At 67.0% G+C, this 25179-nt stretch carries 30 protein-coding genes; 16 read left to right on the forward strand and 14 right to left on the reverse strand.

The window, feature by feature from the left end; all coding sequences use genetic code 11:
• Window positions 1-67: 67 nt before the first annotated feature.
• On the forward strand, window positions 68-1357 hold the full coding sequence (locus AC07NN_RS12410) for a DUF1254 domain-containing protein (RefSeq protein WP_494641102.1): 1290 nt from the start codon (window positions 68-70) through the stop codon (window positions 1355-1357).
• On the opposite strand, the gene AC07NN_RS12415 is transcribed toward AC07NN_RS12410, so the two are convergent.
• The gene (locus AC07NN_RS12415; protein ID WP_494641104.1) at window positions 1354-2232 is read right to left on the reverse strand and encodes a LysR family transcriptional regulator; all 879 of its coding nucleotides are present in this window, start codon (window positions 2230-2232) and stop codon (window positions 1354-1356) included. The two genes, AC07NN_RS12410 and AC07NN_RS12415, sit on opposite strands and share 4 nt — an antisense overlap.
• A gap of 115 nt (window positions 2233-2347) precedes the next feature.
• Here AC07NN_RS12415 and AC07NN_RS12420 point away from each other — a divergent pair, with 115 nt between their 5' ends.
• The 5 genes from AC07NN_RS12420 to rpsD all read left to right on the forward strand — a co-directional run bounded on the left by AC07NN_RS12420 (window position 2348) and on the right by rpsD (window position 6097).
• Window positions 2348-3457, forward strand: coding sequence for an S-(hydroxymethyl)glutathione dehydrogenase/class III alcohol dehydrogenase (locus AC07NN_RS12420; protein ID WP_494641106.1), 1110 nt, complete (start codon window positions 2348-2350; stop codon window positions 3455-3457).
• A gap of 164 nt (window positions 3458-3621) precedes the next feature.
• Complete coding sequence (gene fghA, locus AC07NN_RS12425; RefSeq protein WP_494641108.1) at window positions 3622-4455, forward strand: S-formylglutathione hydrolase; 834 nt, start codon at window positions 3622-3624, stop codon at window positions 4453-4455.
• A 51-nt stretch (window positions 4456-4506) separates the two neighbouring features.
• Window positions 4507-4689 (forward strand): antitoxin, encoded by a 183-nt coding sequence (locus AC07NN_RS12430; protein WP_494641110.1) that lies wholly within the window; start codon window positions 4507-4509, stop codon window positions 4687-4689.
• A gap of 230 nt (window positions 4690-4919) precedes the next feature.
• Window positions 4920-5300, forward strand: coding sequence for a hypothetical protein (locus AC07NN_RS12435; protein WP_494641112.1), 381 nt, complete (start codon window positions 4920-4922; stop codon window positions 5298-5300).
• 179 nt (window positions 5301-5479) lie between these two features.
• Window positions 5480-6097, forward strand: coding sequence for a 30S ribosomal protein S4 (gene rpsD / locus AC07NN_RS12440; RefSeq protein ID WP_291877282.1), 618 nt, complete (start codon window positions 5480-5482; stop codon window positions 6095-6097).
• Between the two features lie 81 nt (window positions 6098-6178).
• Here rpsD and AC07NN_RS12445 read toward each other — a convergent pair whose 3' ends face one another.
• Complete coding sequence (locus AC07NN_RS12445) at window positions 6179-6541, reverse strand: TM2 domain-containing protein (protein ID WP_494641114.1); 363 nt, start codon at window positions 6539-6541, stop codon at window positions 6179-6181.
• 309 nt (window positions 6542-6850) lie between these two features.
• Between AC07NN_RS12445 and AC07NN_RS12450 the strand changes: the two genes are divergently transcribed.
• Both AC07NN_RS12450 and htpX read left to right on the forward strand, forming a co-directional pair.
• A complete protein-coding gene (locus AC07NN_RS12450; protein ID WP_494641116.1) occupies window positions 6851-7168 on the forward strand; it encodes a TFIIB-type zinc ribbon-containing protein in 318 nt (105 codons plus the stop codon).
• A 5-nt stretch (window positions 7169-7173) separates the two neighbouring features.
• Window positions 7174-8124, forward strand: a complete 951-nt coding sequence (gene htpX / locus AC07NN_RS12455; protein WP_494641118.1) for a zinc metalloprotease HtpX — start codon at window positions 7174-7176, stop codon at window positions 8122-8124.
• A gap of 93 nt (window positions 8125-8217) precedes the next feature.
• On the opposite strand, the gene AC07NN_RS12460 is transcribed toward htpX, so the two are convergent.
• Window positions 8218-9372 carry a serine hydrolase domain-containing protein gene (locus AC07NN_RS12460; RefSeq protein WP_494641120.1) on the reverse strand — a complete coding sequence of 385 codons (1155 nt, stop codon included), beginning with the start codon at window positions 9370-9372 and terminating at the stop codon, window positions 8218-8220.
• Between the two features lie 110 nt (window positions 9373-9482).
• On the opposite strand from AC07NN_RS12460, the gene AC07NN_RS12465 reads away from it, so the two are divergent.
• A complete protein-coding gene (locus tag AC07NN_RS12465) occupies window positions 9483-9863 on the forward strand; it encodes a hypothetical protein (RefSeq protein WP_494641122.1) in 381 nt (126 codons plus the stop codon).
• Window positions 9864-9877: 14 nt separating this feature from the next.
• The gene (locus AC07NN_RS12470; RefSeq protein WP_494641124.1) at window positions 9878-10114 is read left to right on the forward strand and encodes a hypothetical protein; all 237 of its coding nucleotides are present in this window, start codon (window positions 9878-9880) and stop codon (window positions 10112-10114) included.
• Here the strand turns inward: AC07NN_RS12470 and AC07NN_RS12475 are convergent.
• From AC07NN_RS12475 to AC07NN_RS12490, 4 genes are all read right to left on the reverse strand, one after another.
• A complete protein-coding gene (locus AC07NN_RS12475) occupies window positions 10098-10517 on the reverse strand; it encodes an acyl-CoA thioesterase (RefSeq protein ID WP_494641126.1) in 420 nt (139 codons plus the stop codon). The two genes, AC07NN_RS12470 and AC07NN_RS12475, sit on opposite strands and share 17 nt — an antisense overlap.
• Window positions 10514-10855 (reverse strand): Grx4 family monothiol glutaredoxin, encoded by a 342-nt coding sequence (gene grxD / locus AC07NN_RS12480; RefSeq protein WP_494641128.1) that lies wholly within the window; start codon window positions 10853-10855, stop codon window positions 10514-10516. The genes AC07NN_RS12475 and grxD overlap by 4 nt, the downstream gene beginning before the upstream one ends.
• 126 nt (window positions 10856-10981) lie before the next feature.
• A complete protein-coding gene (locus tag AC07NN_RS12485; RefSeq protein ID WP_494641130.1) occupies window positions 10982-11872 on the reverse strand; it encodes an aldo-keto reductase family protein in 891 nt (296 codons plus the stop codon).
• An 11-nt stretch (window positions 11873-11883) separates the two neighbouring features.
• Window positions 11884-12120, reverse strand: coding sequence for a BolA/IbaG family iron-sulfur metabolism protein (locus AC07NN_RS12490; protein WP_494641132.1), 237 nt, complete (start codon window positions 12118-12120; stop codon window positions 11884-11886).
• A 156-nt stretch (window positions 12121-12276) separates the two neighbouring features.
• On the opposite strand from AC07NN_RS12490, the gene AC07NN_RS12495 reads away from it, so the two are divergent.
• The 3 genes from AC07NN_RS12495 (at window position 12277) to AC07NN_RS12505 (ending at window position 15854) form a co-directional block, all read left to right on the forward strand.
• Window positions 12277-12939: a hypothetical protein gene (locus tag AC07NN_RS12495; protein ID WP_494641134.1), complete on the forward strand. Its 663-nt coding sequence runs from the start codon at window positions 12277-12279 to the stop codon at window positions 12937-12939.
• Between the two features lie 56 nt (window positions 12940-12995).
• Window positions 12996-13922 (forward strand): M20/M25/M40 family metallo-hydrolase, encoded by a 927-nt coding sequence (locus AC07NN_RS12500; protein ID WP_494641136.1) that lies wholly within the window; start codon window positions 12996-12998, stop codon window positions 13920-13922.
• A gap of 114 nt (window positions 13923-14036) precedes the next feature.
• Entirely contained in the window at window positions 14037-15854 is a 1818-nt protein-coding gene (locus AC07NN_RS12505) for a PAS domain-containing hybrid sensor histidine kinase/response regulator (RefSeq protein WP_494641931.1), read from the forward strand.
• 102 nt (window positions 15855-15956) lie between these two features.
• Here AC07NN_RS12505 and AC07NN_RS12510 read toward each other — a convergent pair whose 3' ends face one another.
• Together AC07NN_RS12510 and purL are read right to left on the reverse strand one after the other, a co-directional pair.
• A complete protein-coding gene (locus AC07NN_RS12510) occupies window positions 15957-16304 on the reverse strand; it encodes a hypothetical protein (RefSeq protein WP_494641138.1) in 348 nt (115 codons plus the stop codon).
• Between the two features lie 17 nt (window positions 16305-16321).
• Window positions 16322-18529, reverse strand: coding sequence for a phosphoribosylformylglycinamidine synthase subunit PurL (purL, locus tag AC07NN_RS12515; RefSeq protein WP_494641140.1), 2208 nt, complete (start codon window positions 18527-18529; stop codon window positions 16322-16324).
• Window positions 18530-18652: 123 nt separating this feature from the next.
• Between purL and AC07NN_RS12520 the strand changes: the two genes are divergently transcribed.
• Both AC07NN_RS12520 and AC07NN_RS12525 read left to right on the forward strand, forming a co-directional pair.
• Window positions 18653-19261, forward strand: coding sequence for a peptidylprolyl isomerase (locus AC07NN_RS12520; RefSeq protein ID WP_494641142.1), 609 nt, complete (start codon window positions 18653-18655; stop codon window positions 19259-19261).
• 86 nt (window positions 19262-19347) lie between these two features.
• Entirely contained in the window at window positions 19348-19524 is a 177-nt protein-coding gene (locus tag AC07NN_RS12525; protein ID WP_494641144.1) for a hypothetical protein, read from the forward strand.
• 166 nt (window positions 19525-19690) lie between these two features.
• Here AC07NN_RS12525 and AC07NN_RS12530 read toward each other — a convergent pair whose 3' ends face one another.
• A complete protein-coding gene (locus AC07NN_RS12530; protein ID WP_494641146.1) occupies window positions 19691-21607 on the reverse strand; it encodes a CocE/NonD family hydrolase in 1917 nt (638 codons plus the stop codon).
• A 171-nt stretch (window positions 21608-21778) separates the two neighbouring features.
• Here AC07NN_RS12530 and AC07NN_RS12535 point away from each other — a divergent pair, with 171 nt between their 5' ends.
• A complete protein-coding gene (locus AC07NN_RS12535; protein WP_494641148.1) occupies window positions 21779-22576 on the forward strand; it encodes a hypothetical protein in 798 nt (265 codons plus the stop codon).
• A gap of 2 nt (window positions 22577-22578) precedes the next feature.
• Here the strand turns inward: AC07NN_RS12535 and purQ are convergent, their stop codons facing one another.
• The 4 genes from purQ to purC form a co-directional block, all read right to left on the reverse strand.
• Entirely contained in the window at window positions 22579-23241 is a 663-nt protein-coding gene (gene purQ, locus AC07NN_RS12540) for a phosphoribosylformylglycinamidine synthase subunit PurQ (protein WP_494641149.1), read from the reverse strand.
• Between the two features lie 94 nt (window positions 23242-23335).
• Window positions 23336-23821 (reverse strand): DUF3291 domain-containing protein, encoded by a 486-nt coding sequence (locus tag AC07NN_RS12545; RefSeq protein WP_494641151.1) that lies wholly within the window; start codon window positions 23819-23821, stop codon window positions 23336-23338.
• Between the two features lie 196 nt (window positions 23822-24017).
• On the reverse strand, window positions 24018-24257 hold the full coding sequence (gene purS / locus AC07NN_RS12550) for a phosphoribosylformylglycinamidine synthase subunit PurS (RefSeq protein WP_494641153.1): 240 nt from the start codon (window positions 24255-24257) through the stop codon (window positions 24018-24020).
• A 53-nt stretch (window positions 24258-24310) separates the two neighbouring features.
• On the reverse strand, window positions 24311-25069 hold the full coding sequence (gene purC, locus AC07NN_RS12555) for a phosphoribosylaminoimidazolesuccinocarboxamide synthase (RefSeq protein WP_494641155.1): 759 nt from the start codon (window positions 25067-25069) through the stop codon (window positions 24311-24313).
• Window positions 25070-25179: the final 110 nt, after the last annotated feature.

Below are 25179 nucleotides of genomic sequence, written 5' to 3' on the forward strand. Positions count from 1 at the left end.
CACGCCTCTTGCCGAAAGTCGGTTCGCGCGCTCAAACTCGCTCCAAACAAATGTTTGGGAGGGCGCCATGAACCGTCGGGAACTGCTGGCCGTGGCCGGCATGCTGGGCTTAGCGCCCACCTGGGCGCCGACCCTGGCGCGCGCGGCGGACGGCGATCCCATGGCCGCGCGGGACGCCTATCTCTACGCCCTGCCGCTGATCGAGATGGCCACCACTCGGGCGCGTCTGCTGAAGGCGCCCGGCGCGGCGATCAACACGCTGAACCACACCCGCACCCTGTCGGACCACAAGGCCCGCTGGGTGACCACGCCCAACAACGACACCCTCTATTCCTCGGCCTTCCTGGATCTGACCAAGGGGCCGGTGACCCTGACCATCCCGCCGCTGGGCAAGCGCTACTACTCGGTGGCGGTGATGGACATGTTCACCAACAACAACGTTGTGCTGGGCTCGCGCACGGTCGGCGGGGAGGGCGGGACCTTCACCCTGGTCGGGCCGGGCCAGGCCTCGACCGGCCCCAACCCGACGCGGATCGCCACCCCACACGCCTGGCTGCTGATCCGCACCCTCACCGACGGCGGCGCCGACCTCGACGCGGCGCACAAAGCCCAGGACGGCTTCGTGCTGAAGGGCCCCGCCGGTGGACCGGTGGCGACCTACGCCGCCCGCGACGCCAAGCCGGCCGACTATTTCGCGACCGCCCGCGCGCTGCTGGCCAGCGATCCCGCGCCGCCGACCGACGTGAAGGCGCTGAAGCGCGCCGCCGCCTTCCTGGGCGCGGGACCCTATGACGATGCGACGGCCGTGACCGGCGTCGAACAGGCCCGGATGATCACCGTCTTCGCCAAGGGGCGGCAGACCTTCGTGAACGGCTGGTCGTATCCGCGTCCGAACCTGGGCGACTACGGCCAGGACTATCTTTATCGCGCCATCGTCGCCCTGCAGGGCCTGGGCGCGCTGCCGGTGGCCGAGGCCATGTACATGAAGGCGGCCGGCGACGACGGAGCGGGGAACTTCACGGGCGACGGCCTCTACCGCCTGACCATGCCGGCGCAGCTGCCGCTGGACGGCTTCTGGTCGCTGTCGATGTACGAGGCCACGGCCGACGGCCAGTTCTTCTTCACCGACAATCCGATCAACCGCTACACGGTCGGCGACCGCACGGCGGGCCTGCAGCGCAATGCAGACGGAACCCTGGACGTCTGGATCGGCCGCTCCGATCCCGGCGGCGACAAGAGCGGCAACTGGCTGCCGGCCCCGAAGTCCGGACCGTTCGCCCTCTATCTGCGCGCCTACCTGCCGCGCGCGGAGCTGCTCGGCGGGGCGTTCCGGTTCCCGGCGGTGGTCAAGCTCTAGTCCTGGACCGCCAGCCCCCGCTCCAGGTGCTCGACCAGCAGGCGGACCTTGGCGGGCAGCAGGCGCAGGTGGGGATAGACGGCCCAGACGCCTTCGTCGGCCGGACGGTTGGCTTCCAGCAGCGGTACCAGTCGACCCTCGGCAATGGCGGCGTCGACATAGAAGTTCGGCAGCTGGCAGATCCCCAGGCCCCGTAGCGCGGCGTCCAGCACGGCATAGCCGCTGTTGCAGCGCCAGCGACCCTGCGGCTTGAAGGCGATCTCGCGCTCACCATCTCGGAACGGCCAGGTGTCGGCGGCCCCCAGCACGCAGGCATGGCTGGCCAGGTCCGCGATGGCTTGCGGCGCGCCGGCGCGGGACAGATAGGCGGGCGCGGCGCAGAGACGGCGGGTGCGCGAGGCCAGGCGCTTGGCGATCAGTCGACTGTCCGTGAGCCGCCCGAAGCGGATGGCCAGGTCGAAGCCCTCGCTGACGATGTCGCGCACGGCGTCATTCAGGTCGATCTCGATGGCCAGCTTGGGGTGAGCCAGGGCGAAGGCGTTGATCGCCGGGACCACGAACCGCTCGCCATAGGCCGCCGAGCAGGTCATGCGCAGCTGGCCCTTCAGTTCGGCGTCCTCCTCGCCGACGGCGGCCAGGGCCTCGTCGCGGTCCAGGATCAGCTGGCGGCAGCGGACCAGGAAAACGCGGCCGGCGTCGGTCAGGCTGACCCGGCGGGTGGTGCGATAGAGCAGGCGGGTCTGCAGCCGCTCCTCCAGCCCGGCGACCGCGCGGCTGACGCCCGAGGTCGAGAGACCCAGGCGCTGGGCGGCGCGGGAGAAGCTCTCGGCCTCGGCCGTGGCCACGAATTCGTCGATTCCGTCCCAGCGGCTCATGGCGAGGGCATGCGCTAATTGTCCCTATTGAGCAACAATGTTTTGCGCGTATCGGGATTATCGACGCGGACCGCGAGGCGTACCAAGATCGCTCGAAATCTCGAGGGAGCCTCTGATGAAAACCCGCGCCGCCGTCGCCTTCGCCCCCAAGCAGCCGCTGGAGATCGTCGAGGTCGACCTGGAAGGCCCGAAGGCCGGCGAGGTCCTGGTCGAGATCAAGGCCACGGGCGTCTGCCACACCGACGCCTACACCCTGGACGGCCTCGACAGCGAAGGCCTGTTCCCCTCGATCCTGGGCCACGAAGGCGCGGGCGTGGTGGTCGAGGTCGGCGCGGGCGTCACCTCGGTGGCGGTCGGCGATCACGTGATCCCGCTCTACACGCCCGAATGCCGCCAGTGCAAAAGCTGCCTTTCGGGCAAGACCAACCTCTGCACGGCGATCCGCGCCACCCAGGGCAAGGGCCTGATGCCGGACGGCACCAGCCGCTTCTCGTACAAGGGCCAGACCATCCACCACTACATGGGCTGCTCGACCTTCTCGAACTACACGGTCCTGCCCGAGATCGCGGTGGCCAAGATCCGCAAGGACGCGCCGTTCAAGACCGCCTGCTACTGCGGCTGCGGTGTGACCACGGGCGTGGGCGCCGTTACCAATACCGCCAAGGTCGAGCCGGGCGCCAACGCCATCGTCTTCGGCCTGGGCGGCATCGGCCTGAACGTCATCCAGGGCCTGAAGCTGGTCGGCGCCAACATGATCATCGGCGTCGATCTCAATCCGGCGCGGGAAGAGTGGGGCCGCAAGTTCGGCATGACCCACTTCGTCAATCCGAACGACGTGCAGGGCGATCTGGTCGCCCACCTAGTGGCCCTGACCGACGGCGGCGCGGACTACACCTTCGACGCCACCGGCAACACCGGCGTCATGCGCACGGCGCTGGAAGCCTGCCACCGCGGCTGGGGCGAAAGCATCATCATCGGCGTGGCCGAGGCGGGGAAGGAGATCTCCACCCGCCCGTTCCAGCTGGTCACCGGCCGGGTCTGGAAAGGCACGGCCTTCGGCGGCGCGCGCGGCCGGACCGACACGCCCAAGATCGTCGACTGGTACATGGACGGGAAGATCCAGATCGACCCGATGATCACCCACGTCCTGCCGCTGGAAGACATCAACAAGGCGTTCGACCTGATGCACGCGGGCGAGAGCATCCGGACCGTGGTGACGTTCTAGGTCTTCCTCCTTCTCCCCTTGCGGGAGAAGGTGTCGCCGCAGGCGACGGATGAGGGGTTGAAGGTGCGATCAGCCGCGCACGGCGAGACCGGTGCGACCCCTCATCCGACCTGCTCCGCAGGCCACCTTCTCCCGCAAGGGGAGAAGGACACTCGAGTAAACCGATGACCATCGAAACCACAGCCACCCACCGTGTCGCCGGCGGTACGCTGCGCTACTGCAAGCACGCGCCCGCCAGCACCGGCACGCCGATGAAGTTCACGGTGTGGACGCCGGACGGTGAGGGCCCGTTCCCCTATCTCGTCTGGCTGTCGGGCCTGACCTGCACCGAGGACAATTTCACGGTGAAGTCGGGCGTCTACGCCCATGCGGCCAAGCACGGCGTGGCCATCGTCGCGCCGGACACCAGCCCGCGCGGGGAAGGCGTCGCCGACGATCCGGCCTACGACCTGGGGCAGGGCGCGGGCTTCTATGTCGACGCCACTCAGGCTCCGTGGGCGCCGCACTTCCAGATGTACTCGTACGTGACCAAGGACCTGCTGGAGGCTATCGACGGCGCCTTCCCGCTGGACACCTCGCGGCGCGGGATCTTCGGCCACTCGATGGGCGGCCACGGCGCGCTGACCATCGCGCTGCGCCAGCCTGACCTCTTCAAGTCGGTCAGCGCCTTCTCGCCGATCGTCTCGCCGCTGAACTGCCCGTGGGGCGACAAGGCGATGACCGCCTATCTGGGCGAAGATCGCGCAACGTGGCGCAAGCACGACGCCTGCGCGTTGATCGAGGATGGGGCAGGGGAGAGCTTCGACGAGATCCTGATCGACCAGGGCCTGGCCGACAACTTCCTGGAAAGCCAGCTGAAGCCCGAACTGATCGAAGCCGCCGCCGCCAAGGCCGGCCGCAAGGTCACGGTCCGCCGCCAGGACGGCTACGACCACAGCTACTTCTTCATCTCGACCTTCATCGGCGATCACGTGGCGCATCACGCTCAAAGGTTGTAATTTTGATCTCTCGACCGTTGAAGGCGCATGGTATTCTGCTATGCTGTCTTCATGGTCGCTGAGCCCTCCATCTTCGAGGTCGACGAGGAAGCCGAAGCCGAAGCTGCGGCCGACGCCGAAGGCATGGCCGATATCGCGGCCGGTCGGGTCGTTCCGCATGAGGAAGTGGCGGCTTGGCTCGATACCTGGGGAACACCGGACGAGAAACCCGCGCCTGAGACGTGGCGCAAGTAGTCTGGACGCGGCCGCGGAAGGCTTGGCCGATCATCCTCTACGCGGTCGCCTGGCGACGGCGACGCTGCGAGAACTGGTCGTCGTTTCGCCCTACGTGATCCGCTACCATGTAGGCGACGGCAGATCGTCCGTGTCCGCCACGCAGCCCGCGTGTGAACTTTCGGTAATTCATCCTGGGTTCAGGCGGCGGACGGTCCCCTCACGGTCAAGCTGACTGGAGGGGAAACCAAATGAAGCTCGTATCGCTTGCCGCCGTCGTCGCCATGGGCCTGAGCACCTCGGCCTGTGTGTTCATCGACGCCGACGAGGCCCACCCGAACATCGCGGTCACCAAGAGCGACGGCGCGCCGCTGGAGGCCCTGCAGGCCGCGCGGGTCGACAAGGACGACCTGGTGATCCGCGTCTCGTCGAACGGCTGCACGCGCAACGAGGACTTCGCCGTCGAGAGCAGCCGTCGCGACGGCCTGACCGCCTTCACCTTCGTACGCAAGCGCCCCGACATGTGCCGCGCCCTGCTGCCTGAGGGCGTGGAGCTGCGCTACCCGCTGGACGCCTTCGGCGTCGAGCGCGGCGGTCAGGTCCGCGTGCGCAATCCGCTGAGCCGTCCGTAGCCGGCCCGGGGGGCGGGGGAGGTCACATTGACTCCCCCAGCCTCTTCCCCCATAAGCCACCCCTTCACGCCGCCGGCTCGCCGCGCGGCGCGGAACTTTATGACGGATTGACCCGACGCCGCCGTTGAGATCGCACCTCCTTTGGGGGAGCCGGCACGGATCGAATAGAAGAGTGACCTATGTCCAAGCGCCATAGCGCCAAGTACAAGATCGACCGCCGCATGGGTGAAAACCTGTGGGGCCGTCCGAAGTCCCCGGTCAACCAACGCTCGTACGGTCCCGGCCAGCACGGCCAGCGCCGCAAGAGCAAGGTTTCGGACTTCGGTCTGCAGCTGCGCGCCAAGCAAAAGCTGAAGGGCTACTACGGTAACCTGACCGAGAAGCAATTCTCGCGCACCTACGAGGAAGCCGCCCGTCGCAAGGGTAACACCTCGGAGAACCTGATCGCTCTGCTCGAGTCGCGCCTGGACGCCATCGTCTATCGCGCCAAGTTCGTGCCGACAGTGTTCGCCGCCCGCCAGTTCGTGAACCACGGCCACGTGACCGTGAACGGCAAGCGCGTGAACATCCCGTCGTACCGCTGCAAGGCCGGCGACGTGATCCAGGTCCGCGAAAAGTCGCGCAACATGGCTCTGGTTCTCGAAGCCGTCGCTTCGAACGAACGTGACTTCGCCGAGTACGTCTCGGTCGACGCCAAGAGCCTGTCGGCCACCTTCGTCCGCGCTCCGGAACTCTCGGAAGTTCCGTATCCGGTGAAGATGGAACCGAACCTGGTCGTCGAATTCTACGCTTCGTAAGCGTCGGATCCGAACACAGATACGGAAAAGGCCCCGGAGCGATCCGGGGCCTTTTTTGTTGTCGGCGATGGTCCCTTGGGATCAGCCGTACTTCTTGGCGAACGCCTGGTCGGTCATGGTGACGTAGATGATCGCCTCGACGAGGGCGACGACCGACGGGATGAAGGTCCAGCAGAACACCAGATACAAAATGCCCGTGCCGATGCGGCCCAGGTAGAACTTGTGGCCGCCGATACCGCCCAGCAGCAGGGCCAGGACGATGGCGATGACGCGGCTCTTGTTGCCCACGGGGGCGACGTCGGCCTGCGGCGCGCCGCAGTGCGGGCAGGCGGGCGCCGACTTGTGCAGGCTCTTGCCGCAGCCCAGGCAGTATTTCTGTTCGGTCAGGCCCGGCGCCGCGACGGCGTCCGGCTTCGGCACTTCGATCGTATCGGGTTCACTCATGAACACCCCCCAGTTCCATAGAGTGAGGAAGCTTAGGCGAAGGTTCTACTTAAGCTAGCGTAAATGTATAACACTCGCTTCGGCCGGGGCGGCCCTTAAGGGACGGAGGGGTCTTGAAAGCCGCCAGGCGCTCTCCCACCTTAGTCGGGCGGGACCGGGCCCCTCTGGCAAGCGATGCAAGCGCTTGTGATGTCGGACCGCATCGGGTGTTCTCGATGTCTGGGTCCGGCTGCCTAGCCCCCCTCCCCAAAGGCGCCGCCTCTCGTCGAGGACACCCGATCCAATTCTTTTGGACCGGAGGCTCCGACCATGCCCCTTCTGATGTGCCCCAACTGCGACGGCTCCATGCAGACCGTGCAGCGCGCCGGCGTCGAGTTCGACATGTGCCCGCGCTGCCGTGGCGTCTGGCTGGACCGGGGCGAGCTGGAAAAGCTGATGACCCTGGAACGCGAGGAGGCCCAGGCCGCCTACGCCCAGCCGCGCCCGTACAGCCGTCCCGACCACCACCACGACCACGGTGATCACAGCAAGCGTTACGACGACGATGACGACGACCGCCGTCGTCACGGCGGCGCGTACGGCCAACACAAGAAGAAGCGTTTCGATCTCTTCGACATCTTCGACTGACGATCATGAACCACTTCAAGACCTACATGCTGCTGGCGGGCCTGACGGCCCTGTTCACGGGCGCGGGTTTCCTGATCGGCGGGCCGACCGGCATGCTGATCGCCCTGGTCCTGGCCCTGGCCATGAACGCCTTCTCCTACTGGAACGCCGACAAGATCGTGCTGCGGACCTACGGCGCGGTGGAGGTCGACGAGAGCCATCCCGAGCCGCTGATCCGAAACTACGTCGTCGACACGGTCGAGATGGCTCGCAAGGCCGGCCTGCCGCGTCCGCGCGTGACGGTGATCGACAGCGCCCAGCCCAACGCCTTCGCCACCGGCCGCGACCCGGCCCATGCGGCCGTGGCCGCCAGCACGGGCCTGCTGCAACTGCTGACCCGCGAGGAGATCCGGGGCGTGATGGCCCACGAGCTGGCCCACGTGAAGAACCGCGACACCCTGGTCATGACCGTCACGGCGACCATCGCCGGCGCGATCTCGGCCCTGGCCAATTTCGCGTTCTTCTTCGGCGGCGGGCGGGACGAGGAGGGCAATTCCAACGGCGTCGGCGGCCTGATCGGCGCGATCGCCATCGCCATCCTGGCTCCCATCGCCGCCATGCTGGTGCAGATGGCCATCAGCCGGGCCCGCGAATACGAGGCCGACCGTATCGGCGCCGAGATCGGCGGCGACCCGGCCGCGCTCGCCCGCGCCCTGGAGAAGATCGAGGCCTACGCCCGTGGCGGCTACGTCAACCACGAGGCCGAGCGCAATCCGGCCACGGCCCACATGTTCATCATCAACCCGCTGAACGGGAAGGGCGCGGACAACCTGTTCTCGACCCACCCCTCGACCCACAATCGCGTCGAGGCCCTGCTGCGGCTGGGCGTGGGGCAGGGGACGCGCCATCCGGCCGTCGCCGCGACCACCACCGTCCCGGCCAGCCGCGAGACCCGTAGCCCGGGGCCCTGGAGCTAAGGCGCTCCCAGCCCCGCCGTCCTCGCCGCCCCCACAGCGAGGACCCATGGCGACGTCAGGCGAAGAGCATCCGCCTGGCGTCGCCATCTTGGCCTAAGGCGCGACCGGGAGCTTGCGGCTGTACTCCCAGGGCCACGGCGTCCCGAGATCCCCCAGCACCGACTTGACCAGCGTCGGGACGATGCGCTGACCGACGCCGCTATTGGTCAGCACGACAACGCAGCGCTTGCCCTTCTCGACGCAGCTGACGTGGTTGTCGGTGATGTCGTTGTGGCCGCCCTTGAAGAAGGCGTGGCCCTGCGGCCCGTCATAGACGACCACGCCGATGCCGGCGGCCAGCCCGATCTTGGCGTTGTCGGGATTGTCCTTGATCAGGAACGGCGGGAACTGGGCCTCGCTGACGATCGGGAAGCTGGCCTTGGCGAACTCGGCGCGGGTCTTGGGCGACAGGCCCCAGCCCGAGACCATCGCCGCCGCCAGCTTGCCCATGTCGGCGATCGTGGTGTCCAGCGAGCCGGCCGCCCGGACGCTGGAGCGGTCGTCGTGATCCTCCCACTTGCCGTCCTCGTGGATGCCGTCGGCCAGATTGCCCTTGAAGTCGTCGCGCCAGATCATGCTGGAGCGGGTCATGCCCAAGGGCTGGAACAGGCGCCGGTTCATCTCGTCGCCGACCTTGAGGCCAAGGCTCTCCTCGATGACGAACTGCGCCAGGTTGATGCCCTCGTTGGAATAGGCGTAGCGGCTGCCGGGCTCGAGGTTGAAGCGGAACTTGTTCTCCGGATCGTAAAACCTCTGGTCGGCCAGGCCCGAGCTGTGGGTCAGCAGGCGGCGCAGCGTGATCGTCTTCCAGCGCTCATCGACGCCGAGGTCGGCGTATTTCGGATAGGCGGGCAGGGGCTTGGGCAGGTAGTCGGCGACCGACCTGTCGAGGTCGACCTTCCCCTCGTCGACCAGCATCATGACGTAGTAGGCGAAGGCGGTCTTGGTCAGCGAGGCCGCGTACATGATCGTGTCGGTCTGCAGCGGATCGCCCTTGGCGTTGCGGACGCCCTTGGCGACCACGTGGACGACCTTGCCGTTGTCGATGACGGCCACGCCGACGCCAGGGACCTTGCTGGTCGCCAGCAGCTGGTCGATCTCGGCGTCGAGCTTCTTGAAGTCGCCAGTTCTGGATTCTGGGGCGGCATAGGCCGGTGCGGCGAGAACGCTGGCCAGGGATGCGGCCAGGAAAGCTGAACGAAGACGCACGATACGCTCTCCAACTGTGTGAAGACCAAAGCCCGACCGGCTTCGGGGCTGGTCAGGTCGCCAGCGGTGGGCGATCTTCAACTGAAGTTTGGCGGTTCGTACAGAGGTCGATGACCGGCGTTCACTCTCGCAGAGGTTTTTTGTGCGCCGGAGCGGCCCTGACGCTGGCCGGCTGCGCCACGACGCCGACGCGGGTGGCCGCCCAGCCCGGCGAGACCTGGCCCGAGCTGGAAACCCTGCTGTCCGTGGAGACGATCGCGGACGTCGTGACGCTTCGCGTGGCGTCGAAGGGCTGCACGGACCGCGCCGACTTCGTGTTCTGGGTCGAACGCTGGGACGACCACGCGGTGGTCGCCTTCGCCCGGCGCCGGCTGGAGACGTGCAAGGGGGCGAAGAGCGCGGCGACCGTGGCGTTCAGCTATGCGGAGCTGGGGCTGGCGCCCGGCCAGCGGATCGTCATCGCCAATCCGCTTTCGCCCGAACGACACTGACGGAGGCGCGCGGCATGTTCGGCAAGATCCGCAAGGCGTTCGACGGCTTCGTCGAGGACGTGGCCCGTGAATCGCGCGAGTGGAAGATCCTGTGCACGTCGTGCGGCCGCCAGAAGTCGCTCGCTTCGGTGGGCGGGATCCGCTACGGCGCGTCCGGGACCAAGTACACGCTGGGGACCTGCTCGAAGTGCGGCGGTTTCCGGATACTGCGGATCTACAAGCCCGAGAAGCCGCCTAACCCTTCGGCGTGAACCGCTCGATCATCCAGGGCATGACCCGCGCCGGTCGCTTGGCGGCGATGTCGATCAGCACCCAGTCCGTGCGGCACTGGGCGCACATCTCGCCGTCGGGGCCGTCGATGCGAACATAGCGCTCGAAGCGCGGCCCCTTCAGCTCCCCGACCCAGGTGTAGCCGGTGGCGATCTCGTTCGGCAGCAGCTCGCGGCGGTAGTCCACCTCGTGGCGCCGGCAGATCCAGCTCCACGGCGCGCGCTGCTCGGCGTCGGCCCAGGCTTCCCAATGAGCGATCGCCAGGTCCTGCGCCCACGACAGGTAGACCACGTTGTTGACGTGGCCGTTGGCGTCGATGTCCGACGCCTTGGGCTCGAAGGTCAGGGAATAGGCGTCAGCCGGGGGCGTGAAAAGTCGGCTCACGCCGCGATGACGCCCTGCTCGGTCAGGAAGGTCTTCAGTTCGCCCGACTGGAACATCTCGCGGATGATGTCGCTGCCGCCGACGAACTCGCCCTTCACGTAGAGCTGCGGAATGGTCGGCCAGTCGGTAAAGGTCTTGATGCCCTGGCGCAGGTCGTCGTCCTGCAGGACGTCGACGCCGATGAATTCGACGCCCAGGTGGTCGAGGATCTGCACGACGACCGACGAGAAGCCGCAGCGCGGCTGGTCCGGCACGCCCTTCATGAACACCACGACCGGATGATCGGCCACGGTCTTGGCGATGAAGTCGAGGGCGGGGGAGGAGGCGACGTCGGTCATTGGATAATCAAGTCTCTGTGCTTAGAGCGTGACGGGCGCCGAAACCGGTGGCCACTTTCGGCTGTCACGCTCTCCGGCGGAAGCTTTCAGCTAGGCGCCAAGGGGCTCCGGGTCAAGTGCGGCGGATCAGCTGCGGCTGGCCGCCTTCTCGCGTTCCTGGGCCGAGAAGCGGGCCATCTCGATCTGGGCGCAGACGCCGTTGGGCATGTCGCGCTCGACCACGGCGGCCAGGCGCTCGACGTCGGCGCGGGTCTCGGCGGTGATGCGCACGGTCGACAGCGACGGCTCGGTCAGGGCGTAGCCGAGGCAGATGGCCTCGGCGTCCCAGCCCAGCGTGTTGTGCAGGAACTCGTAGCCGCCGACGTCGGCCAGCGGATCCGAGCGGCGACGCCACAGCGAGGGCTTGGGCGCCGCGCTCTCGCCGCCTTCGCGCAGGGCCTGGGGCCAGAAGTCCTCGCCGATCACGGCGAAGTCGTGCTGGATGGCGTGGCGGATGCGGTGGCGCTCGGCCCAGCCCGACGACAGGTTGAACGGCGAGGAGATCGCCGTGACCATCTCGTTCTTCAGCAGGCGCGGATCGATGTCGCTGCGGCTGGCGATGCCGACGCCGCGTATGGCGCGGCTCTCGTGCAGTGAGCGCAGGCCGGCCTCGAAGGGCAGCGGCAGGGTCGGAGCCAGGGGATCGTTGATCAGCACCAGGTCCAGATAGCCCAGGGACAGGCCGTCGAAGGCCGAGCTCAGCAGGCTGTCGACCGCCTTCTGGCCGAGCTGGGCCGCGTCGCCGCGCACCCGCCAGGTGATGAACAGCAGTCGCCGCTCGACCGAGGCGAAGGCTTCGCTCGCGCCCTTCAGCAGCTCGGGCGAGTCACCCTCGACCTGGAAGCTGTTGATGCCGTTTTCCAGCGCCGTGAACACCAGGGCGCGCCAGTCGTTGGCCCGGAGGCGCGAGCTGTCGGCCAGGCGCAAAGTGAGCGCCGAGACCGCCATGCCGGAGGCTCCGAAGGGGCGATAGCGCAACCTGAGTGCTCCTAGTCGGCGGGGGCCAGGGTTTCGAGCGCCAGGGCGTGTAGGGTCCCGCCCAGCACGTCGGCCAGGGCCTTGTTGACCAGCTGATGCTGACGCACGCGCGGCAGGCCCTTGAAGGCCGGAGAGACGATCCGGGCCTTCCAGTGGTCGTTGTCGCCGGCCAGGTCGGTCAGCACGATCTCGGAATCCGGAAACGCCGCGGTGAGGCGGGCTTCGAGCTCGGCATGGGACATGGGCACGGGGAGATACTCCGATCGGTGACGATCCTTATTACCGTTAAATCTTAAGGACCCGCGCATGCCTGTGGAATGGGTGTTTTTCTACTTGCGATCTCTCGGTGATCACGAGATCATCACGCCGGCGTGATAATTCCGTGATGTCCTGTGAGGTCACCAATGAAGCGCGTTCTGCTGCTTGGGCTGGCGGCAATGCTGCTGAGCGGGTGCGGGCCATTCGTCTATTCATCTCAGCCGCTGTTCGAACCTGCGGATGCCGGTGCGGTCTCGCCGCTTCGGGCCGGCATTTGGGTCTCCGATGATCCAGATGACCACTGTCGGCCTCGTCCACAATTGCCGCTGCGGCGCTGGAGGGGATGCGAGAGTTGGATGCTGGTGGGCGACCGTGACATCGCGCAGGTCGACGACAAGGGCGTCTGGACCAGCACGCGTCCTGTAATCGTCTCGGGAACGCCTATGATCTGGCAATACGGACCGGACGAGGATGGGAGCGACCCTGATCGCCGCTACGGCTATTTCGGAATGAGGCCTCTCGCGCAGGATTCCGAAGGGCGGGTCACGCGTCTGATGATCTGGGCCGCGTTGTGCGGCGAGCCGAAGCAGGAAGCCGGTCGGCCTGCGTCAGAGACGCCCTTGAAACTCGATCCCGCTGCGCTCCTGCCTGGCTTGGCGCTTTCGGAGTCTGGCTCGGACTGTGTGGCTTCCGATCAAGCTGCGGTTCGACGTGCGGCGACGTTCGGGGGCGAGCATCCCGAATGGACCTTCGGCTTTGGCATGCGCTGGGTCCGCGAAGCCCGCCCGGACGACTTCGCGTCTCACTGACCAAGGTTACGGCAAATTCATTGCGCTTTGGGCGAGGGGGAGGGCATCTACGGCGGATGACGTCCTTCAAGTTCGGCGCCCTGGCCGCCGCCCTCTCCCTCGCCGCCGCCACCTCGGCCTTCGCCGGTCCCGGCGACAAGGCCATCGACGATGTCCGCATCTTGTCGGCCGACGACATGCAGGGCCGCCTGGTCGGCTCGCCCGGTTCGGAGAAGGCGCGGGCCTACATCCTGTCGCGGTTCGCCGAGATCGGTCTCGCGCCGATCGGCGACAAGTTCGAGCACACCTTCGAGTTCGCCAAGCGCGATGGGACCAAGGTCACGGGGACCAACCTGGTGGCCCGCATCAAGGGGACCAAGCCCGGCAAGGCGCTGGTCGTCTCGGCCCACTACGACCACCTGGGCGTCCGCAATGGCGAGACCTACAACGGCGCCGACGACAACGCCTCGGGCGTGGCCGGCCTGCTGGCCGTGGCCGAAGCCTTCAAGGCCAAGCCGCCCAAGCACGACGTGATCCTGGCGGTGGTCGACGCCGAGGAGGGTGGCCTGCGCGGCGCCAAGGCCTTTGCAGCCAACCCGCCGGTCCCGCTGGAAAGCATCGCGCTGAACATCAATTTCGACATGATCAGCAAGAACCCGAAGAACGAGCTCTACGTCTCCGGGACCTCGCCGTTCCCCTATCTAAAGCCGATCCTGGTCAAGGTGGCGACGACCGCGCCGGTGACCCTGAAGCTGGGCCACGACACCGACGAGGGCGGCAAGGAGAACAACTGGACCACCCAGTCGGACCACTACGCCTTCGGCGAGAAGGGCGTGCCGTGGGTCTATTTCGGCGTCGAGGATCACCCCGAATATCATAAGCCAACGGACGATTTCGCGACCGTGCCGCAGGACTTCTTCAAGCGCTCGGTGGCCACCGTGGTGCAGGCCAGCGTGGCCCTGGAAAGAAATCTGGACGACGTCGTCAAGTCGTCGGGACGCTGACAACCCGGTTTGAGGAATTCAAAACGCGGCGAATTGTCACCCGACTGGCGCCAGGAGGCCATCTCTCCTTAAATTAGGCAGGTTCTTCCTGAGTCTGCCCCCGAGGAGTGCGCGATCAATCTGGCCGTCGTGAGAACCCGGATCTTCAAGACCGCGCCGACGGTGGGCCTCATCGTGGGCGCGGCGATGGTGACGGACTACGTCGTCAACATCCTGTTGCTCAACGATCCCGCCGCCTACACGCCGGCCACGACGCTGCTGATTTCGCTGATCGTGGCCACGCCGCTGGCCTACTGGCTGACCAGCCAGCGCATGCGTCTGGAGCAGATCCAGACCGAGCTGACGGCCAGTCTCGACGCCAAGCAGCGCGCGGTCGAGGACGCCGAGAACGCCCTGGCCAAGTATCGCGAGGCCGACCGCCTCTACCGCCTGCTGGGCGACAACCTGACCGACCACGTGGCCCTGTGGACCGCCGGCGGGGAGCGACTCTACAGCTCGCCCAGCATCGAGCGGATCACCGGCTACACGCACGAGGAGTTCATGGCTCTGCCGCCGACCGCCATGGTCGGCGAGGAGGACTTCAAGCGCGTCCAGGCGATCATCCGGGGGCTGGTCCCCGGCGGCAAACCCGAGAGCACCGACTACGAGTGCTTCCGGAAGGGCGGCGAGGCCATCTGGCTGGAAAGCACCTATTCGCGGCTGGGCGACGGCTCGGGCATCCTCCTGGCCACCTCGCGCGACATCACCGAGCGCAAGCGGCTGGAGTTGGACCTGGCCAAGGCCCTGGAGCTGGCCGAGGCCGGCTCGGCGGCCAAGTCCGACTTCCTGGCCAACATGACCCACGAGCTGCGCACGCCGCTCACCGCCATCATCGGTTTCGCGGAGGTGCTGCGGCGCTCGCGCAGCCTGAACAAGACCGCCGCCCGCCAGGTCGGCCACATCCTCGACGCCAGCGGCACCCTGCTCAGCGTCGTCAACGACGTGCTGGACTTCTCGCGCCTGGAGGCGGGCGGGCTGGAGCTGGATCCGGGCCCGTTCGACCCGGCGGCCATGGCTTCGTCCTGCGCCGCCCTGGTCGAGGAGCGCGCCACGGCCAAGGGCCTGGCGGTGCGGGTCGAGATCGACAAGGACCTGCAGCCGATGAGCCTGGACGGGCCGCGCCTGTCGCAGGTGCTGCTGAATTTCCTCTCCAACGCCGTGAAGTTCACCGCCCACGGGACGATCACCGTCGCCCTGCGCCAGACGGTCGAGGGTGATCAGGCGGTGCTACGCGGCGAGGTCACGGACACAGGCATCGGCATCGCGCCCGAGCATCGCGAGAACATCTTCGACCGCTTCTCGCAGGCCGACGCGGCCGTCTCGCGCCGGTTCGGCGGCACGGGCCTGGGCCTGGCCATCTCGCGCCGGATCGTCGAGCGCATGGACGGCCGGATCGGCGTCGACAGCGTCGAGGGCGAGGGCTCGACCTTCTGGTTCGAGGTGCGCGGTCCGCTGGCCGAGCTGCCGGCGCCGGGCGAGGAGGCGGTGTCGCCGCTCGACGCCGACGCGGGCGTGCGCCTGCTGCTGGTCGAGGACAACGCCGTCAATCGCGAGCTGATCCGCACCATGCTGGAGCCCTTCGGCATCGGCGTGGAGACCGCCAATGACGGCGTCGCCGGCGTCGAGGCCATGCGCCAGGGCCAGTACGACCTCGTCCTGATGGATGTGCAGATGCCGGTGATGGACGGCCTGACCGCCACTCGCGAGATCCGCGCCATGGAAGGCGCGCGAGGGGCCGCGACGCCCATCGTCGCCATGACCGCCAACGTCCTTCCCGAACAGATCGCCAACTGCCTGGCCGCCGGCATGGACGACCACCTGGGCAAGCCGATCAACCCGACCAAGCTGCTGGAGACGGTGGCGCGCTGGTCGGGCCGGGTGCACGCGGCCTAGGGCGTGCTGCAAAAACCTCGCCCTTCGACAGGCTCAGGGTGAGGTTTTCGAATGACGTGAAGTCGTCCTCACCCTGAGCCTGTCGAAGGGCGAGGACGGCCCTCAATCCACGCAGATCGCGCCGGTCGTCTTGCCGTTCACGACCTTGGCGTAGCAGCCGAACTGGCGATTGGTCTTCTGGCACTGGCCGGTGACCTCGCCCGTGGCTTCCAGGTTGCCTTCCAGCACGCATGCGCCCTGGCACTGGCTCTTGTCGGTGCAGGCCTTGCCGGCGTCGGCGTAGGGAACGACGCAGGTCGGGATCTGGGCCTTGCCCACTGGGGTGATCGCGCCGCCCTTGGCCGAGCAGGCCTTGGCCAGGGTCTCGGCCGACGGAGCGGCCGGTTCGGCCGTGGGCGCGCAGCCGGCCAGCACGAGGCCGGCCAGCGCGGTCAGGATCAGGGTACGCATACTGAGAACTCCGAGGATCAGGCCTTCGGCGCGTTCATGTAGCCCGGCAGCCAGGCCTCGTGCGCGGTGCGCAGGGCGTCCAGCGGGATGCTGAACAGGCCCTTGGACGCGAAGGCTTCACCACCGGCGACGCCGGCCAGGTTGGCGTGGACGCCGGCCGCCTTGGCCGCTTCCAGCACCGCGTCCGGGTCGGGCGTGGCGATCAGATAGCGGGCCTGGTCCTCGCCCAGCAGGTAGGGGTGGGCGTGGGCGGCGCTGGTGGCGTTCAGGGTGACGCCGACCTTGCTGGCCAGGGCGATGTCGGCCGCGGCGATCAGCAGGCCGCCGTCCGACAGATCGTGGACGCCGGCCAGCAGGCCCGAGCTGATCAGCCCGCGCACGAAGTCGCCGTTCTTGCGCTCGACGGCCAGGTCGACCGGCGGCGGGGCGCCGTCCTCGCGGCCCAGGATCTCGCGCAGATAGATCGAGGCGCCCAGTTCGCCGTGCGTCTCGCCGATCAGCACCAGGGTGTCGCCTTCGGTCACCGAACCGAAGCCGGTGCGCAGGTCGAAGTCTTCCAGCAGGCCCACGGCGCCGACGGTCGGGGTCGGCGGGATGGCGACGCCGTTAGTCTCGTTGTAGAGGCTGACATTGCCGCTCACGACCGGGAAATCGAGCGCGCGACAGGCCTCGGCCATGCCGTCGGTGGCGCGGACGATCTGGCCCATGGTCTCGGGCTTTTCGGGGCTGCCGAAGTTCAGGTTGTCGGTGATGGCGATCGGCAGGGCGCCGGCGGCCGTCAGGTTGCGCCAGGCTTCGGCCACGGCCTGCTTGCCGCCCTCATAGGGGTCGGCCTGGACGTAGCGCGGGGTGCAGTCGCTGGTGACGGCGATGGCCTTGCCGGTGCCATGAATGCGGACGATGCCGGCGTCACAGCCGGTGGCGCTGTCTTCCAGGGTGTCGGCCATGACGTGGCGGTCGTACTGCTCCCACAGCCAGCGCTTGGAGGCCATGTCGGGGCAGCCGACGATCTTCAGGACGGCTTCGTTCCAGTTGATCGGGGCGGGGATCTTGGCCGGGTCGAGGCGGGCGTCCAGCTTGGGCTGCACCCACGGACGATCATACAGCGGCGCGTCGTCGAACAGCGGGGCCAGCGGCACGTCGCAGACCGTCTCGCCGTGGTGCTTGAGCACCAGGCGGCCGGTGTCGGTGGTGTAGCCGATGACGGCGGCGTCCAGGCCCCACTTCTCGAAGATGGCGTGGCCGTCCTGCTCGCGGCCGGGCTTCAGGACCGCCAGCATGCGCTCCTGGCTTTCCGACAGCATCATCTCGTAGGCCGACATGCCGGTCTCGCGCTGCGGGACCATGTCCATGTTCAGCTCGATGCCGACGCCGCCCTTGCCGGCCATCTCGACCGACGACGAGGTCAGGCCCGCCGCGCCCATGTCCTGGATGGCGGCGACCGCGCCGGTGGCCATCAGTTCCAGCGTGGCTTCGATCAGCAGCTTTTCGGCGAAGGGGTCGCCGACCTGGACGGTGGGACGCTTCTCTTCGGAGTCCTCGGTGAATTCCGTCGAGGACATGGTCGCGCCGTGGATGCCGTCGCGGCCGGTCTTGGAGCCGAAATAGACGACCGCCAGGCCCGGACCCGGGGCGGCCGAGTAGAAGATGCTGTCGGCCTTGGCCAAGCCCACGCACATGGCGTTGACCAGGATGTTGCCGTTGTAGCCCTTGTGGAAGTTGGTCTCGCCGGCGACCGTGGGCACGCCCACGCAGTTGCCGTAGCCGGCGATGCCGGCGACCACGCCGTCCACCAGGCGCTTGGTCTTCGGGTGCGAGGGATCGCCGAAGCGCAGGGCGTTCAGCAGGGCGATCGGCCGCGCGCCCATCGTGAAGACGTCGCGCATGATGCCGCCCACGCCCGTCGCCGCGCCCTGGTAGGGCTCGATGTAGGACGGGTGGTTGTGGCTCTCCATCTTGAAGATGATCGCGTCGCCGTCGCCGATGTCGATGACGCCGGCGTTCTCGCCCGGACCGCAGATGACGCGCGGCCCGTCGATCGGGAACTTCTTCAGCTGGTTCTTCGAGGACTTGTACGAGCAGTGCTCGGACCACATCACCGAGAAGACGCCCAGCTCGACCAGGTTGGGCTCACGGCCCAGGCGGTCCAGGACGACGGCATACTCGGCGGGTTTCAGGCCGAACTCGGCGGCCAATTCGGCCATGGGCTTTTGGGGCGTGCTCATGGGCGCGCCTTCTAACCCGGTCGGTCGGATTCCGCCACAGTCCGTGGGGACTTCTTCACGCGAAAGCGCAGCCTTTCGGCGCGAACGGCGCCGTGGCAGCCTGATCGCCTCGGGGAGACTTGCATGATCCAGCGTATCGACCGCCGCGCCGTCCTGACCGCCCTGGCGGCCGCGCCTCTCTCGGGCGCGGCGCGGCCGCGCGAGGTGCGGGTCAAGATGGTCACGGACAAAGGGACCATCGTCATCGCTCTCGACCTGGCTCGCGCGCCGATCACGGCCGGCAACTTCCTGGCCTATGCAGACAAGGGGATGATGGCCGGCGGCAGCTTCTATCGGACCGTCTCGCCGAAGAACGACAATAACCCGGCGACGATCAGCGTGATCCAGGGCGGGCTGGGCGATGGCGGGAAACGCCTGCCGCCGATCGCCCACGAGACGACCAAGGTCACCGGCCTCAAACACAAGGACGGCGTGATCTCGATGGCGCGGGATATGCCCGGCTCGGCGACCTCTGAGTTCTTCATCTGCCTGGGCGACAACCCGGCCCTCGACTATGGCGGGGCGCGCAACAAGGACGGCCAGGGCTTTGCCGCCTTCGGGCGGGTGGTGCAGGGCATGGACGTGGTCCGCGCCATCCACGAGGCCGCGACGGTCACGCGAGCCGACGATCCCTACATGAAAGGGCAGATCATCGAGAAACCCGTGCGAATCCTTGAGCTTAGCCGGAAATAAGGCGGCTTGGCCGGAGGAACGGGGTGACTCCGAGCCCGTTCTTCTACCGTGCGTCATGAGCGCGCTGTGTAGAAGGAGTAAGCCCGATGGCTGACAACAACCGCAACCCGCAGCAGCAGCAGAACGACCAGCAGCGTCGAGCCCCGGACCAGCAGCAGAAGCAGGGCGAGCAGCGCCAGAGGGAGCCGGCGCCGAACGAAGCGGGCCGCGACCCCGGCGGACAGGCCAGCCAGGATGAGAACGTCAGGCGCGGCGACCGCTGACCTTTTGAATGTCTCTCCGTAGAGGAAGGGCCGGCGGTAATCCGCCGGCCCTTTCTGCTCCCCCTCTGGGGGAGCTGTCGGCATAGCCGACTGAGGGGCTAATGCGGCCCGAGCAGAGCTGCCCCCTCCGGCCCGCTGGGCCACCTCCCCCAGAGGGGGAGGAGAACTACTTCGCGTCCACCACCGGCAGCTCGATGAAGCTGGCCGTATCGCCCGCGTGGAACACCCGCTGCGTCGCCTTCACGTAGTCGGCGGGCTTGGCGAAGAAGATGTTCGGCACGAAGGTCTGCGGGTTACGGTCGTAGAGCGGGAACCAGCTGGACTGGACCTGCACCATGATCCGGTGGCCCGGCTGGAACGTGTAGTTCGCGGTCGGCAGGATGAACTGGTACTTCAGCGGGGTGTTGGGCGTCAGCGCCTTGGGCGCGCTGAAGCTCTCGCGATAGCGGCCGCGGAAGATGTCCATGCCCACGGCCAGCTGATAGCCGCCCAATTCGGGCTGGCTGGGGACCTCGTCGGGGAACACGTCGATCAGCTTGACCACCCAGTCGCTGTCGGTGCCGCTGGTCGAGGCCGTCAGGTTGACCTTCGGCACGCCGGCGATCTTCATCGGCGCGGTCAGGGGCTCGCTGACATAGGTCAGGACGTCCGTGCGGCCATCGACGGCGCGCTGGTCGGTGACCAGCCACTGCTTCCAGCGATCGCTGTCGGCGAAGCGCACCGGACGCGACAGGTACGGCACCGGTTTGGCCGGGTCGGAGACATACTCATCATAGGCCGCCGCGCCCTTGGCCGCCGCCGGGGCCTCGAAGCCCAGGCCGCCATTGGGCTCCAGATAGAGGTTCTTGGTCTTCCCCTGGGGCCAGCTGGCGTAGCGGTTCCACTTGTTGGCGCCCGGGTCGTAGATCAGCACCGGCGGCGTGTCGGCCTTGGGGCCGTCCTTCAGGTGCTGGTCGAAGAAGGGTTTCAGCACGTCGCGGCGGAACTGCAGGGCGGTGTCGCCGTCCCACTTGAACGGACCCAGGTTGTAGCCGTCGTAGTTCACCTGGCTGTGCCGCCAGGGGCCCAGCACCAGGAAGTTCTTGTCGTTGGCGGTGTCCTTGGACTCCAGCGCCGGATAGGCGTGCACCGCCCCCCAGATGTCCTCCTGGTCCCACAGGCCCTGGATCCACATGGTCGGCACCTTGAGCGGCGTCTTTTCCATGGTCTTGTCCAGAGCCTGCTCGCTCCAGAAGCTGTCATAGGCCGGGTGCTCGCTGACCTTCTTCCACCAGGGCAGCTTGTCCAGGCCGTGGTTCTTGGCGTAGTCGCCGGCCGAGCCCTCGCGCAGGAAGTTGGCGTAGTCGTCATAGCCCTGGCGCTGCACGCCTTCGCCAGCGCCGCGCACGGTGGTCTGGCCGGTGAAGTAGTCGAAGTTCACCTGCCGGAAGGCGCCGAACTGGAACCAGTCGTCGCCCATCCAGCCGTCGACCATCGGGCTCATCGGCGCCGCGGCCTTCAGGGCCGGGTGCGGATTGACCAGGGCCATCACCACGGTGAAGCCCTCATACGAGCTGCCCATCATGCCGACCTTGCCGTTGGTCTCGGGCACGTTCTTCACCAGCCAGTCGATGGTGTCGTAGGCGTCGGTGGAGTGGTCGACCTCGGACGAGTTCAGCGGCCCCTTCAGCGGCCGGGTCATCACGTACTCGCCCTCCGAGCCGTACTTGCCCCGGATGTCCTGGAAGACGCGGATATAGCCGCCATCGGCCACGAACGGCTCGTCGCCCTGGGGCAGGATGCCCAGCATGCGCGGGCTGTCGGCGCGGGCGGCGCGCTTGGCGGCGTTGTAGGGGGTGCGGGTCAGGATGATCGGCAGGCTCTTGCCGCCCTTGGGGACCACGATGACCGTGTAGAGCTTGGTCCCGTCGCGCATCGGCACCATGACCACGCGCTTCTCGTAGTCGTGGTTGATCTTGGTCTGAACGTACTTGCCGTCGATGTCCGGCATCATCGCCGAGGTTTGAGCCTGCGCGGCAGTGGCGAACATCGAAACGGCTGCAGCGGCCAGCAGACCGGCGCGCAGGGTGGAGACGAGACTCATGGATGGCCCTCCTACTGAGGCGGGCACCTTATGCTCGGGATTTTGGAGCTGCTACAGTGTAACAGCGCGCGTCAGCCCACTTTTTGATCAGTGGGCGGTGAGAGGAGGGCGACGATCGGACGCTTGAGCCGGAACTGACGGCATGATCTATCGAGACGATCGGAGGTTGTCTTGCGCTCACTGCTCGTCCTTTTTGCGCTTTCCATCCTGAGCGCCTGCGATCGGGCGCCGGTTACGGAAACCAAGCCTCAAGCCTCGCCGGGTCCGACGCAGCCAGCCGCTTCGCCCAAGGCGCTCGCCGGAAGTGTTTTCGAGGCCGACTACCAAAAAGCACTGTGCAACTGGCCAAGCGGGGCATGGGAACAGCATCTCGACTCGTTCAAGACCGCGCCAGAGTCTCCCTCGCCCGAGAAAGCGCTGGCGGATACACGCGCCGCCGAAAAACGCTTGCTTGCTTCGACGCTTGGCCGGGCGCGACGCGAGGGCTCCGTGCTGATCGTTTCGGGCGGGCGCTTTGCCGACAATCCGGAGGAGGGGGATGGTTGGGGCGTCTATGACTATCTCGGGCGCTTGGCGAAGGCGCCGTTCGACATTGTCCACGGCGCCCACTGGGAGTGGGATGCTTGGTATGTCGTCGACGCCAAAGGCGCCCATGTCGCTCTGGGTGGGCCTCCGGTCCCTTCCCCGAACGGGTTTGCCTTCGCCGCCACCGGCGATGACGTCGAGGGTGAAAGCCTGAATGGCATCGAAATCGCGGACTACGCGGGCGGCGGCTTCCGGCGCACGCGGCTGGAGGTCCTGGCGCCCTGCAATCCGCGCTGGATCGACGGCGATACGTTGGAAGTGAAGCTGTTGCCTGACTCGGCGCGTGGCGAAGCTGGCCTGGTGAAGGCCGAACCTTCCGACTGGAAGACCGCTCGGGCCGTGCGTGATGGAAAGGGCTGGAAGCTGATTCCGCCCGCTACCTGACGCTACGCGCTCTGGAAGATGCTGCGGAACAGCACCGCGCCGTCTTCCGAGCCGAGGTCGGCGTCGAAGGCGCGGTCGGGGTGGGGCATCAGGCCCAGGACGTTGCCGCCCTTGTTGACGATGCCGGCGATGTTGCGAGCCGAGCCGTTGGGGTTTTCCTGGTAGCGGAACACCACCTGGCCTTCGCCCTCGATCCGGTCCAGCGTCTCTTCGTCGGCGAAGTAGTTGCCCTCGCCGTTGCCGACGGTCATGACCGCCTGGCGCTGCTCGCCATAGCCGGCGGTGAAGCGGGTCTGGCCGTTGACGATGTCGAGGCCGACGGGCTTGCAGACGTACTTGAGGCCGGCGTTGCGCAGCAGGGCGCCGGGTAGCAGGCCGACTTCCGTCAGCACCTGGAAGCCGTTGCAGATGCCGACGACGGCGACGCCGTTGTTGGCGGCCGTGACGACTTCCTTCATGACCGGGCTCTGGGCCGCCATGGCGCCGCAGCGCAGGTAGTCGCCGTACGAGAAGCCGCCGGGCAGGACGATCAGGTCCAGGTCGTCCGGCAGGGCCGTCTCCTGGTGCCAGACCATTTCGACACGGGCTCCGGCGGAGCGCTCGATGGCGACCTTGCAGTCACGATCGCAGTTCGAACCGGGGAATACGACGACGGCGGCTTTCATGGCGCGGGCCTGTAGCACCGTTCGTGACGGATGTCAGTCCCGATCCCCAATATCCGCTCATCCCCGCGAAAGCGGGGTTGAGCGGTGGCGAGGGTCAGGCGCACTCGTCCAGTTCAGGCGCGACGGGCTCGCCGGTCGGGGCCGGAAACGGCGTCTTGAAGGTGAAGGCGGCCGGGGTCGGGCCGTGAGCCTTCAGCAGGGCCAGCTTTTCCAGCGCCTCCTCGACGGTCGGTTCGTGGCCGGCCGGCACCCACCAGAGCGCCATGTAGGTGTCCATGTGCTCGAACCATTCCTTGCGGCGGCGCATGATCTCGATGTGGCCGCTGCGATAGACGAAGGCGCCGAGGGCGGGGATATCCTCCCAGACCGACAGGTTCGGAATGAACAGCGGGTCGCCACCGATCGCCATGTCGGTGGCGTTGTTGCCGTCGCCCTTGAGGCGCCAGACGAAGCCCGGCGAGCTTTCGGCCAGGGCGTTGATGCGGTCGAGATTGTCCGCGAAGTCCTTGATCATCGGGTGGTCGATCGGGGCCCTCAGGCGTCCGACATTGACCTCGGCCAGGTGGAACTTCGCGCTCATCGACGTCTCCCTTTCGGTGATGCTCGCCGAACATTGTGCGGCAAAGCTGGGTCCGAAAGGGGCGGGGCGGATTAAATTCCGCTACTGGGGGAGCCGAAAACCCCGCCCTTCGACAGGCTCAGGGTGAGGTTTTCTAGTGAGCCGCCTTTGCAGTAGTCCTCATCCTGAGCTTGTCGAAGGACGAGGACGGGCCCTCTCAGGCGATATCGATGCGGTAGCTTTCGATGACCGTGTTGGCCAGCAGCTTCTCGCACATGGTCTTGACCTCGGCCTTGGCGGCTTCGGCGTCCGTGGCGTCGAGATCGAATTCGATGACGCGGCCCACGCGGGCCTCTTTCACCGACGGCCAGCCCAGGCCGTGCAGGGCGTTCTCGACAGCCTTGCCCTGGACGTCGAGCACGCCGGGCTTCAGGAACACGTGGACGGTGGCTTTCACTGACAAGTTCTCCCTTCGCGGCGCACGGCGTCGCGACAATTCCAACAGAAGGCTTAGTGCACGCCGCCTTGGATGACGGTCGGCATTTCCTTCATGATGCCGAGGCGGCGGGCCACCTCGGTGTAGCTTTCGATGACGTTGCCCAGGTCGCGACGGAAGCGGTCCTTGTCCAGCTTCTCGTTGGTGGCGGCGTCCCACAGGCGGCAGCTGTCGGGGCTGATCTCGTCGGCCAGGATGATCCGCGAGAAGTCGCCCTCATAGATGCGGCCGAACTCGACCTTGAAGTCCACCAGCGTGATGCCGACGCCGCTGAACAGGCCCGACAGGTAGTCGTTCACCCGCAGGGCCATGGCCATCATGTCGTCGATCTCCTGGGTCGCAGCCCAGTTGAACGCGGTGATGTGCTCCTCGGTGACCATCGGGTCGCCGAGCTTGTCGTCCTTGTAGTAGAATTCGATGATCGAGCGGGGCAGGGGCTGGCCCTCGGTCAGGCCCAGGCGCGTGGCGATCGAGCCGGCGGCGATGTTGCGCACCACGACCTCGAGCGGGACGATCTCGACTTCCTTGATCAGCTGCTCGCGCAGGTTCAGGCGACGAATGAAGTGGTTCTGGACGCCAATCCCGTTCAGGCGAGTCATGATGTACTCGCTGATCCGATTGTTGATGACGCCCTTGCCCTCGAGAATAGCCTTCTTCTGGGCGTTGAAAGCGGTCGCGTCGTCCTTGAAGTACTGGATCAGGGTGCCGGGTTCGGGACCCTCGTACAGAATCTTGGCCTTGCCTTCGTAGACTTTCTTGCGACGGGTCGTCATGGCTCTCGGCGAGGCCCTTCTGGGAAGCGTGCGACCTGTCAAAGAAACGAAAAGCGCGCGCGGCGGATAGCTGCGCGCGGCGTTCGACTCAAGGCCGCTCACTAGAAAAT

This window comes from Caulobacter sp. GW821-FHT09H08 (assembly GCF_059415885.1).

Coding starts and splice junctions, on each gene's coding strand:
- AC07NN_RS12410 (WP_494641102.1), top strand. CDS start 68: ATGAACCGTCGGGAACTGCTGGCCGTGGCCGGCATGCTGGGCTTAGCG.
- AC07NN_RS12415 (WP_494641104.1), bottom strand. CDS start 2,232: ATGAGCCGCTGGGACGGAATCGACGAATTCGTGGCCACGGCCGAGGCC.
- AC07NN_RS12420 (WP_494641106.1), top strand. CDS start 2,348: ATGAAAACCCGCGCCGCCGTCGCCTTCGCCCCCAAGCAGCCGCTGGAG.
- fghA (WP_494641108.1), top strand. CDS start 3,622: ATGACCATCGAAACCACAGCCACCCACCGTGTCGCCGGCGGTACGCTG.
- AC07NN_RS12430 (WP_494641110.1), top strand. CDS start 4,507: ATGGTCGCTGAGCCCTCCATCTTCGAGGTCGACGAGGAAGCCGAAGCC.
- AC07NN_RS12435 (WP_494641112.1), top strand. CDS start 4,920: ATGAAGCTCGTATCGCTTGCCGCCGTCGTCGCCATGGGCCTGAGCACC.
- rpsD (WP_291877282.1), top strand. CDS start 5,480: ATGTCCAAGCGCCATAGCGCCAAGTACAAGATCGACCGCCGCATGGGT.
- AC07NN_RS12445 (WP_494641114.1), bottom strand. CDS start 6,541: ATGAGTGAACCCGATACGATCGAAGTGCCGAAGCCGGACGCCGTCGCG.
- AC07NN_RS12450 (WP_494641116.1), top strand. CDS start 6,851: ATGCCCCTTCTGATGTGCCCCAACTGCGACGGCTCCATGCAGACCGTG.
- htpX (WP_494641118.1), top strand. CDS start 7,174: ATGAACCACTTCAAGACCTACATGCTGCTGGCGGGCCTGACGGCCCTG.
- AC07NN_RS12465 (WP_494641122.1), top strand. CDS start 9,483: ATGACCGGCGTTCACTCTCGCAGAGGTTTTTTGTGCGCCGGAGCGGCC.
- AC07NN_RS12470 (WP_494641124.1), top strand. CDS start 9,878: ATGTTCGGCAAGATCCGCAAGGCGTTCGACGGCTTCGTCGAGGACGTG.
- grxD (WP_494641128.1), bottom strand. CDS start 10,855: ATGACCGACGTCGCCTCCTCCCCCGCCCTCGACTTCATCGCCAAGACC.
- AC07NN_RS12495 (WP_494641134.1), top strand. CDS start 12,277: ATGAAGCGCGTTCTGCTGCTTGGGCTGGCGGCAATGCTGCTGAGCGGG.
- AC07NN_RS12500 (WP_494641136.1), top strand. CDS start 12,996: ATGACGTCCTTCAAGTTCGGCGCCCTGGCCGCCGCCCTCTCCCTCGCC.
- AC07NN_RS12510 (WP_494641138.1), bottom strand. CDS start 16,304: ATGCGTACCCTGATCCTGACCGCGCTGGCCGGCCTCGTGCTGGCCGGC.
- purL (WP_494641140.1), bottom strand. CDS start 18,529: ATGAGCACGCCCCAAAAGCCCATGGCCGAATTGGCCGCCGAGTTCGGC.
- AC07NN_RS12520 (WP_494641142.1), top strand. CDS start 18,653: ATGATCCAGCGTATCGACCGCCGCGCCGTCCTGACCGCCCTGGCGGCC.
- AC07NN_RS12525 (WP_494641144.1), top strand. CDS start 19,348: ATGGCTGACAACAACCGCAACCCGCAGCAGCAGCAGAACGACCAGCAG.
- AC07NN_RS12530 (WP_494641146.1), bottom strand. CDS start 21,607: ATGAGTCTCGTCTCCACCCTGCGCGCCGGTCTGCTGGCCGCTGCAGCC.
- purQ (WP_494641149.1), bottom strand. CDS start 23,241: ATGAAAGCCGCCGTCGTCGTATTCCCCGGTTCGAACTGCGATCGTGAC.
- AC07NN_RS12545 (WP_494641151.1), bottom strand. CDS start 23,821: ATGAGCGCGAAGTTCCACCTGGCCGAGGTCAATGTCGGACGCCTGAGG.
- purC (WP_494641155.1), bottom strand. CDS start 25,069: ATGACGACCCGTCGCAAGAAAGTCTACGAAGGCAAGGCCAAGATTCTG.